This window comes from Pseudonocardia sp. EV170527-09, assembly GCF_008369905.1.
In the GTDB taxonomy this organism is placed as follows: Bacteria; Actinomycetota; Actinomycetes; order Mycobacteriales; family Pseudonocardiaceae; genus Pseudonocardia.
The window spans coordinates 1-9,628 of the sequence record NZ_VRMC01000132.1 but is presented as its reverse complement, the minus strand read 5'-3'; the positions used below and the strand labels follow the sequence as shown (position 1 = coordinate 9,628).

Below are 9,628 nucleotides of genomic sequence, written 5' to 3'. Positions count from 1 at the left end.
TCCGCGGGAACTGCGCCAACAGAGCCCGCACCTGCGGCTCGACCGCATCAGCCAGCGAACCCCGCGGGCCCCGTTCCCGCCGCGGTGGGCCCGGCGCCCGCAGCGCCGAACGCACCGTGTTCCGCGCGACTCCCAGCCGGCGGGAGATCTCCTTGATCGGGACACCCTCCGCCCGATGCAGACGACGGATCTCGGACCAGTCCTCCACCGACAACACCCCCTCAGCGTCGCCCAGAAGGGGTCAATCCCAATCCGACGTCAGGGGGTCAGTCTCAGGCCGTCGTCGACATCTGGCGCGTGAGGTCGACGTGCTGCGCCGCCGGGTCGACGCACTCGACCCGCTCGACGGTCGGGTCGAGCGGCTGGAGGAGATGGCGGCGCGGACCGCGGACACGTTGAAGACCGTGATCGGCAGGAAGGCGAAGCCGCCGGCGCCGTCGTGGCTGCTCGCCCCCACCGACCCCGGCGAGGTCGAGGGGCTGGTCGACGAGCTGACCGCCTGGCTCGGTGCGGTGTTCCTGCGCTACCCCGACGGCGCGACCGCGGTGCCGGAGTGCTGGTTGTGGCACCCCGACGTCGTCGAGGAACTGCTGTGGCTGATGTACGCGTGGTTGGCCGCCTACCAGGGCCCCGACGCCTCCGTCAGTGCGGCGGGTGACTGGCACGACCGCCAGCGCCCCGGCGTCGTCGCCCGGGTCCGCAAGAGCGCGGGATCGTGCTCGATCGAGGCCCACCAGACCCGCCCCGGCTGGTCCGCGCCAGGTGGGGCGCCGGTCCCGGTGCCCGGGCTGGAGCACGCGGCCGCGATCACGGGGTGGTGGGCACGCCACCGCGACCAGGCCCCGCCCGAGCCCGCCCCGGCCGCCGCGAGCCCGATCGGCGGTGCCCTCCGATGACCATCACCAGCAGCGGCGGTGCGGGGCGGTGGGGTCGGGCCGCGGTGTGGCTGCCCGGCCTCGCCGTCGCCCTCGGCGCCGCGGTCGCCACGGCGCACGGCCTGTTCGAGGTCGCTGTCGCCGCCCGGGTCCCGGTCGCGGTGGCGTGGATCTACCCGCTGATCACCGACGGCCTCGCCCTGGTCGCCTACACCGCGACCGCCCGGCTGCAGGGCGGCGCAGCCCGCTACGCCTGGAGCGTGGTGATCGTCGCCGCCGGGCTGTCGGGTCTGGCGCAGGCGATGTTCCTGGCCGGGTCCGCCCCGGCACCCGGGGCCCCGCCGGTCGAGGCGGACGCGGTGCTGCGGTTCGGCGTCGGCGCGTGGCCCGCGATCGCCGCCGCCGTCGTCGCACACCTGCTCTACCTCCTCGCCGAAACCCCCACCGACGACACCCCGGCCCGGTCTGACCGAGCCCGGCCCGAGTCCGACGGCGCGGCTGGGCCGGGTGTCCGGGCCACGATCGCCGTCTGGCCGCCGGGCCGGACACCGGTGGAACGTCCGGCCGCGGTGGGACGCGGGACGGGTGTCCCGCCCGCGCTGGACGGGCCGGTCATCCCGGGCCCGCCGCGACCGGTGTCCCATCCGGCCCGACGCCCGGCGGTCCGGCGGGACCGGGCGACGGCGGGTGGGACGGGCCGGTCGGGTGCGGGCGCGCAGGAGCGCGCCCGCACCACCGCCCTCACCCACCGCCAGCGCCACGGCGACCTCCCGACCGTGCGCGAGCTGCAGGAGATGGCCGAGGTCGGCCGGGGCACCGCCGCCCGAGCCCTCCAACAGCTCCGCGACGCCCCCAACCCGGCCGCGAGCGGCCTGCACCTCGTCCCCGGCGAGCCCCAGAACAGGACCCAGCCATGAACCCGAGCAGCCAGACCAGCAGCACCCACATCGAGACGAGCAGCACCAGCAGCGAGAGCGAGCAGAAGACCAGAACCGAGAACGACTACACCGAACAGACCAAGAGCACCCCAAGATCAAGAGACTCACACCGAGGCATCACGATCCGAGGGGGCGGGCCGGCCTTCGGCCGGCCACGCCGCACCCCTGCCCGCTCCGACCGCCGGGCGGCCGCTCCCGAGGGCTCCGGAGCCGCGTCGGTGATCGTTTCGGGGTGGTCGGGGTGCTGAGGATCGCTACCGGCTACTCCCCGGACTACTTGTTGAAGGAGGTCGCGACGGGGCGGGAGAACTACTACACCGGCGCGGTCGCCGAGGGGGAGCCGCCGGGTCGCTGGTGGGGTGCCGGGGCCGAGCAGCTCGGTCTCGCTGGGCTGGTCGATGCCCAGGACATGCGGGCGCTCTATGAGCGGTTCCTTGACCCGCGGGACGGCGGGTTCCGGGATGTGTCCCAGTGGGGCAGCGTCCCGACGTTGGGACACACGGGACGGAAGTATCTGTCCGAGGACGACCTGTATGCGGCGGCGCTGGAACGGGAGCCGGACGCGGCGGCGGAACGCCGCGCGGAGCTGCGTACCGAAGCGGGGAAGGCAGCCCGGCACAACGTCGCGTTCCTGGATGCGACGTTCTCGGTGCAGAAGTCGGTGACGCTGTTGCACACCGCGTTCGAGGCCCGCGAGGTCGCCGCCCGCCAGGCCGGAGACGAGGCCACGGCGGCGGCGTGGGGCGAGTTCCGGCAGGCGGTGGAGGACGCGATCTGGGCGGGCAACAACGCCGCCCTGGCGTACTTGGAGGACAAGGCCGGGTACGCGCGGGTCGGGCATCACGGCGGCGCGGCGGGGCGGTGGGTGGATGCGCACGCGTTCACGGTGGCGTCGTTCTTCCAGCACGACTCCCGTGACCGGGACCCGCAGCTGCACATCCATAACGCGATCCTGAACCGGATCCAGGGCCCGGACGGGGTGTGGCGGACCTTGGACTCCCGGGCGATCCACCGGTGGCGTGCTGGGGCGGGGGCGGTGGGGGAGCGCACCACCGAGGAGCGGCTGGCGGCGACGATCGGGACGTTGGTCGCGACCCGCCCGGACGGTAAGTCCCGGGAGGTTGTCGGCGTGTCTGCGGAGGCGATGTCGCTGGTGTCGAACCGCCGTCATGCGGTGACGGCGAAGGCGGCGGAGTTGATCGAGGCGTTCGAGGCCCGCTACGGCCGGGCCCCGAACGGCGTCGAGCGCGACCGGCTGGCCCAGCAGGCCGCCCTCGCGACGCGGGCGGCGAAGTCGCACGACGGGGAGACCCGCGGGGAGATGCTGGACCGGGTCGCCGCCCGGTTGCAGGCCGACATCGTCGGCGGCCTGGCCGGGATCGCCGACACCGCCCTGGCCGCCCGCCGCGACGGGGTCACCCCGCAGGCGTTCAACCCCCAGGCCGTGATCGAAATCGCGCTCGAGGACGTGTCGTCGCGCAAGTCCGGGTGGACCCGCTCGGACCTGGTGCGCGCGGTCAACGCCGCGCTGCCGGACTACCTCGGGGTCCCCGACGGCGGAGACGTCGCGGTACTGCTGGACCAGCTCACCGACCACGCCCTGGTCTATGCGATCGCGCTGGAGTCCGAGCGACCCGGGTCGGTGCTGCTGCCTGATGACCTGCGCGTGGCGAACGGCGAGTCGGCCTACATCGCGCCGGGTGGGCGGGTGTACTGCACCCCCGAGCAGGTCCGCTCGGAGCGGATCCTGCTCGCCGCCACCCAAGCCCGCGACGGGGCGGCGTTCACCGGTGCGCAGGCGGAACGGTTCCTGCGCACCCTGCGCAGCGAAGGACTCGAACTCGGTGTCGACCAAGCCGCCGCCGTGCGCGGGATCCTCACCTCCGGCGCCCGGGTCGAGACCCTCGTCGGCCCGGCCGGAACCGGGAAGTCCTACGTCGTCGGGAACCTCGCCCGAGCCTGGGCCGACCCCGACCTACGCCCGCCCGGTAGCCCGGGTGGTGGAGCGGGGCAGGTGTTCGGGCTGGCGACCAGCCAACGCGCCACCGAGGTCCTGACCGCCGAGGGCCTGACGGCGTCGAACATCGCCCGCTGGCTCGCCACCCAGGACCGCCTCGCCGCCGCCCCGGCCGAGCACCGGACGGTGGCCGGCGACGAGGCGTGGCGGCTGCGGGAGGGGGACCTGCTGGTGATCGACGAGTCCGGGATGACCGACACCGCCGCGCTTGCCGCGATCCACCAGCGGGCCGACACGGCGGGGGCGAAGCTGCTGCTGGTCGGGGACCACCGCCAGCTCGCCGCGGTCGGCGCCGGCGGCGGCATGGACCTGCTCGCCACCGCCGGGTCCCGCTACGAGCTCACCGACGCCCGCCGGTTCAGCGCCGAGTGGGAACGCGACGCGAGCCTGCGGCTGCGCGAGGGCGACCAGACCGTGCTGCGCACCTACCACCAGCAGGGCCGCCTCCTGGACTCCGGCACCCGCGACGACGCCGAGACCTCGGCAGCGCGGGGCTGGCTGGCTGATCACCTCGCGGGGCGGAGGTCGTTGCTGCTGGTCGACACCAACGAGCAGGCCGCCCGCCTCTCCGCCGAGATTCGGGCTGAGCTGGTCCGCCTCGGCCGCGTCGCTGAGGAGGGGGTGCGGTTGGGGTTCGACGGCACCACCGCGGGGGTCGGGGACCTGGTCGAGGCCCGCCACAACGCCCACCACCTGGCCGGGTTCGAGGGCAACCGGCGCGGGCCGCACAACCGCGACCTCTACCGGGTCACCGCCGTCCGCGACGACGGCAGCCTGGAGGTCACGACCGACACCCACGGCGCCGACCACGGCCCGGCCGTTGGGGCCCGATTCGTGCTTCCAGCGACCTATGTGAGTGAGCACCTGGCCCTCGGCTACGCCGGGACCACACACGCCGGGCAGGGCTCCACCGTCGACACCACTCACACCGTCGTCACCCCCACCACCCGCGCGAACTCCCTCTACGTCGGGATGTCGCGCGGCCGCGATCGCAACACCGGCCACGTCACCACGCGGGTCGCGCCCGACGATCCGGCCGACGGCACGCCCGAGCGGCACGAGCTGCACCGCGACCCCGTCGCCGTCCTCGCCTCAATCCTCGACACCGCCGACCAGGCCCTCGACCGCTCCGCGGTGGCGATCGCGACCGAGTCCGCCGCCGAGGCCGAGAGCGCCCGGACCGCGGCCGAGCTGCTCGCCGACGCAGCCCAGCTCGCCGCCACCGAGCGCACCGCCGCCTCTCTCGACCGGCTCGTGCACGACGGCGCGCTCACCGGAGAGCAGCGGGCCCGGATCGCGGCCGAGGACGGCACCGCCGCCCTGACCCGCGTCCTACGCCGCGCCGAGCTGGCCGGCCTCGACCCGCACGCCGTGCTCACCGAGGCCGTCGAGCGCGGCCCGCTCACCGGGGCGCGCAACGTCAGCAACGTCGTCTACTCCCGCATCCGCGACCAGCACCGCCTCGACCCCGTCGGGGAACGCTGGACCGACTGGATCCCCCGCACCGACAACCCCGAGTGGAGCACCTACCTGCACCGCCTCGCCGAGACCGCCGACCAGCGCGCCGACGACCTTGGCACCGCCGCGGCCGCCGAGCCGCCAGCGTGGGCGGTCGAGGCGTTCGGCGAGGTCCCCGCCGAGCCGTCGGCCCGGCAGCGGTGGTGTGACGACGTCGGCAGGGTCGCCGCTTACCGCGAGGTCCGCGGCCACGACGACCCGACCGACGCGCTCGGCCCGGCGCCGAAGCCCGGCCAGGTCGAGGAGTTCGCCGCGCACCGCGCGGCCTGGCGAGCGCTCGGACGGCCGGAGATCGACCGCGAGCACCTGGAACTGTCCAACGGCCAGCTCCGCATCCGCGTCCGCGCCTACGAACGCGAACTGGCCGCAGCACCCCGCTACGTCACCAACGAGCTCGCCGGAACCCGCCAGGCCGCCGAGACCCAGCGGCAGGACGCCGCGGTCACCCGCGCCGCACTCGACACCACCCCGGACCCGACAGAACGTGCCCGGCTCGCCGAGCGAGCCGCCGGGGCCGAGGCGATGGCGGCGCTGCTGGAGCAGCGGGCCGTGCAGCTCCAGGAGATCGACGACGCCCGCAGCATGTGGCTCGCGCACACCGCACAGACCCGTGTGCAAGCGGAGCTGTCCAAGGCCGAGCTGTCCGCACGCGACGCCGCCGACGACCCGGACGACCGGGTCACCGCTGCAGAGTGGAAGGCCGCCCACGACGCCGCGGTCGCCGACGACGAGCAGTACCGGGAGGTCACCGAGGACGATATCCACGACCAGGCCCCGGACGACCGAGACGCCGCTGCCGTCGAGCAGCGGGATGCCGAGGCGGCGGACAGCCGTCGCGACGACGTCCGCGAGATCGCCGCCGCCCGTCCGGAGCCGGTGGGGGAAGACACGGTGCGGGTGCCCGAGGCGGCCGAGACGACGGACCACCTCGACCACGCCGGCCGCATCCTCGACGAGATCCGCTACCGAGACACTGCCGTGGACGACCAGGAAGACCGGGCAGCCGAACTCGCCCGCTGGCACACCGAGCAGCACAGCGTCGTCGACGACGCCACTGACAGGTTCGACGACGAGCCGGAGCTGGCCGACAGCCGGTGGTGACGGTGGTCGGTGGCGGGGGCTAACCCGCCGCCGACCACCCCTGCACCTCGACCGGTGGCGGGCCCTCGCCCCGCCACGCCCACCTCAGCGTCGCCCGAGTCCCATCGCCCCATCCCGGCGCCCGTGCCGCGCGGCTGGGATACAGCTCCTCGAACCGCTGCGCGGCGAGGTACTCCGCCTCGATCAGCTCCTCATACGCCGACGCCCGAGTGCGGGTCACCGGCGCCTCCGCCGGGTGCGGCCGGCCCCACGGCGGTCGATAGATCGCGCACGCCATCCAGATGCACGTCGCCACCACCGCCGCCGCATACCAGTCCAGAACACCCCGCTCGGACTCCTCCAACGACCGACGCTCCGCCGCCGCCCACACCGCGGCGAACTCGCCGCGGGGCACCCGCAGATTCCCCGCCGGGATCCGTGCTGCCTGCTCAGTAGACGCCGCCATGCGCTTCAGGGTGACAGCAACCACCGACAGTCGGAACTAGCCACACCCGCTGTGTTGCGCGATGTCGGACATGCTGACGACCGTTCGTCGCTTCTGGCTACGCCATTCCACGATCGCACAGCTATGAGGGCTCGACAGCAGCGAGGCTGATCGTAGGTTCTCCGGTATGACTGAGAGTGCATCCCACGCGCCGCTCCGCGATCTGCTGTGTTCAATGCACGGAAGTGAAACCGCAAGCCTGCCGCTAACAATTCTGGTCGGCAGTTCACTGATCCGAGGTGACGCCGTACCGCGTGCACGATGGACATCTGAAATGTGCGCCCAGATTCAAGTCATGGATGTGGGGGCCGCAGAAGGGAGTGGCATCGACGAGGCGAAGACAAGTATTATTGAGAAGATTGAAGAATCGGCGGAAGGTGCAGTGGATGATGGGTCGGTGGCCTATCTCGTAAACGCTGTCGTACCCCCGCTCGTCTCTCTTTCAGGCGACCAGCTCCTGCACCTCGGCTCTGATGCCTGGGCGGTGTCGGTCAATCAGATTGCGGGGTGGACGATCGGGCACGGAGACGCCCCGCCGGATCTAATCGCGTGAGCGGTGTCAGTGAGTTGGAAGTCAACGTTAACAAGGTGAGTCCTGATCGTGCGTCAGGCGTGTGCCGTTGGGGCTTGGCTCGTATTCTGCGGCTTCATCAATCCGATGACGGCTCGCAGAGGCACTCTTGCCGATGCTATTCTCGAAACTTGGCGAATCCTAGATGCCGCGGATCACTGTAGACAGAAAGCGAACTGCACCCTCGACGCGGGTCTTGATGACACGCAGTTCGGTGACCGCGTAGCGGCCGGCGTCGCCGTGGGTCCCCTTGTTGAAGGCGCCAAACAGATTCATCACGTCGTCGATGTCGGCGTCGACGAACTCACCGAGGCTCGGATCGTCGGCTCCGTAGAGATCCAAGAGATATCGGATCTTCGAACGCCGAGCGACGCGACCGTCAGGTGTCCGACCGTCCGGATACTCGGCGACCACAGCGCTGTCCGGGGCTTTGAGGTTGATCATCTCGATGAGGATCTCGCGGGCGCTGGTGCAGAAGTGTCGCGCGGCGTCGGGGTTGTCCGGGCTGATCGAGAACAGCGCCCCTCGCCAGCGCTTGTCCAGGTCGTCGGAGACCGAACTCAGCTCGTCGGTCAGTGCGGTGCCTTCGCGCTCGGGCAGGTCGTCAGACGAGTCGCCGAGCAGGGCGTTGGCGACGTGCGCGCTGTTCGCGGTCTCAATCTCTGCGAGATCGAGGAGCGCCAGTCGGCGCTCGTCCCAGTCCTGGACGCTGGCGCTGTGCTCTACCTCGCGGTAGATGGTGTGCAGCCTGAGCGCGGACGTTCGCGTGACGGTGTACCGGACCGACGTCCGGTGCTGCTGACTACGATTCAGCCGTGCGACCTCCGACTCCAGCCGTCGCCGGTTCGCACGGACCTGCCGGTTGTGGTCGTTGACTGCCTTGGTCGCTTCTCGCTTGAGGCTGTTTTCGATCTTCCGGGTCTGCTTCTGTATCTCGCTCCGGACCTGACGTTCGGCCTTCGCCTGCGCTTGACGCATCTGACTGCGCAGTTGTGACGATGAGATCCGGCGTGGTGCCACAAGAGCCTCCCGATAATCGCGACCGATCTTCTGACGCGTGGCTACAAGACGGCGAGGCCCGGGCCACCCCGGGTGACGGTTCGGACCTCGCACCTGTCGCGGCGTCGAAGACCTCCGCTCCCCAGCTGAGTCACCCGTTGTCGCGTGGCTCGTTCTTCAAGGGTGTTCCTGACCTGACGACATGGCAAACGGATCCGCCATGTCGAACGCTGAGTGAACACCGTTCCGGGGCGAACGAACACGATCGAGCGGTAAGTGGCGGACTTCAGGTGAAGAGGAATGAGCCTTGTCAACCTGATCATGCGCTGGCGATCATGAGGGTCTGAACTGCGGCGATGAGCTTGTCCGCGGTGTTCGGGCTGGAGCGGCTTTTGCGTAGGACCCGCCAGTTCTTCAGCTCGGCGTTGACCCGCTCGCCCGGCCCGCGGCGGCGGGCATGGGCCTTGTTGACGTCCTTCTGGAACCTCGACAGCTTCTGGAACCGGCCGGTGTCTGGATCCTTGCGACGCCGCCGCTGCGGGACCGCCACCGTGGGTCCGGCTCCTTGGCAGGCGGTGTCGGCCGCCGCGGGGATCTCGTGCTCGGCGAGAGCGTCGATGATCCCGTGCTCGCGGGCGGCGCCCATGTCGTGCCGGGCCCCGGGCAACGGCGGGGAGATCCACACCAGCCGGCCGACGGGGTCGGCGATGACCTGCACGTTCACCCCGTGGGCTTTGTGCTTGCCCGAGTAGAACGCGCGGTCGCACCTCTACGCCATGCCGACGCGGTCGATGCGCAGCAGGGTGCCGTCGAGGATGACGAACGCCTTGCGCTTGGCGACCTTGATCGCCTGCTCGAGCGTGGGTGTCTTGGCAGCGAGCAGATCGAGGGCCTCCCGGATGTAGCGGTAGACGGTCGAGGTGCCGAGTTGGACGGACTGATCTAGGTGTGATGTCCAGGGAGGTTGTCCCGTCCGGGGGCGGTGAGTCTGGCTGACAGACGAAGGCCTCCGGTTGTGAAGTGGAGCTGTCTAGGAACCGCTTCACCCACCGGAGGCCTTCGTGTCCCACGCTAACGCCGCCCTGACCCCGCGCGCCCGGCTGCGGCTCGCTCAACTCGTCGTCG

9 protein-coding genes are annotated in these 9,628 nt (G+C 71.5%); 5 read left to right on the top strand and 4 right to left on the bottom strand.

The annotated features are described in order from the left end of the window. The coding region (locus FVA95_RS26210; RefSeq protein WP_193564260.1) for a sigma factor-like helix-turn-helix DNA-binding protein at positions 1-217 on the bottom strand (217 nt) is incomplete at its 3' end. A gap of 91 nt (positions 218-308) precedes the next feature. Here FVA95_RS26210 and FVA95_RS26205 point away from each other — a divergent pair. The 3 genes from FVA95_RS26205 to mobF all read left to right on the top strand — a co-directional run bounded on the left by FVA95_RS26205 (position 309) and on the right by mobF (position 6,449). Next, on the top strand, positions 309-896 hold the full coding sequence (locus FVA95_RS26205) for a hypothetical protein (protein ID WP_193564426.1): 588 nt from the start codon (positions 309-311) through the stop codon (positions 894-896). Next, positions 893-1,792, top strand: coding sequence for a hypothetical protein (locus tag FVA95_RS26200; protein WP_149666510.1), 900 nt, complete (start codon positions 893-895; stop codon positions 1,790-1,792). Before FVA95_RS26205 ends, FVA95_RS26200 begins: the two co-directional genes overlap by 4 nt. 262 nt (positions 1,793-2,054) lie before the next feature. Continuing rightward, positions 2,055-6,449: a MobF family relaxase gene (gene mobF / locus FVA95_RS26195; protein WP_240051745.1), complete on the top strand. Its 4,395-nt coding sequence runs from the start codon at positions 2,055-2,057 to the stop codon at positions 6,447-6,449. A 19-nt stretch (positions 6,450-6,468) separates the two neighbouring features. Here mobF and FVA95_RS26190 read toward each other — a convergent pair whose 3' ends face one another. Then, positions 6,469-6,894 carry a hypothetical protein gene (locus FVA95_RS26190; RefSeq protein WP_149666508.1) on the bottom strand — a complete coding sequence of 142 codons (426 nt, stop codon included), beginning with the start codon at positions 6,892-6,894 and terminating at the stop codon, positions 6,469-6,471. A 166-nt stretch (positions 6,895-7,060) separates the two neighbouring features. Between FVA95_RS26190 and FVA95_RS26185 the strand changes: the two genes are divergently transcribed. Continuing rightward, positions 7,061-7,486, top strand: coding sequence for a hypothetical protein (locus tag FVA95_RS26185; protein ID WP_149666507.1), 426 nt, complete (start codon positions 7,061-7,063; stop codon positions 7,484-7,486). Positions 7,487-7,645: 159 nt separating this feature from the next. On the opposite strand, the gene FVA95_RS26180 is transcribed toward FVA95_RS26185, so the two are convergent. Then, on the bottom strand, positions 7,646-8,524 hold the full coding sequence (locus tag FVA95_RS26180) for a hypothetical protein (RefSeq protein WP_149666506.1): 879 nt from the start codon (positions 8,522-8,524) through the stop codon (positions 7,646-7,648). 298 nt (positions 8,525-8,822) lie between these two features. After that, complete coding sequence (locus FVA95_RS26175) at positions 8,823-9,227, bottom strand: transposase family protein (protein WP_370460885.1); 405 nt, start codon at positions 9,225-9,227, stop codon at positions 8,823-8,825. A 3-nt stretch (positions 9,228-9,230) separates the two neighbouring features. Between FVA95_RS26175 and FVA95_RS34340 the strand changes: the two genes are divergently transcribed. Beyond that, positions 9,231-9,449: a hypothetical protein gene (locus tag FVA95_RS34340; RefSeq protein WP_370460884.1), complete on the top strand. Its 219-nt coding sequence runs from the start codon at positions 9,231-9,233 to the stop codon at positions 9,447-9,449. Positions 9,450-9,628 lie beyond the last annotated feature (179 nt).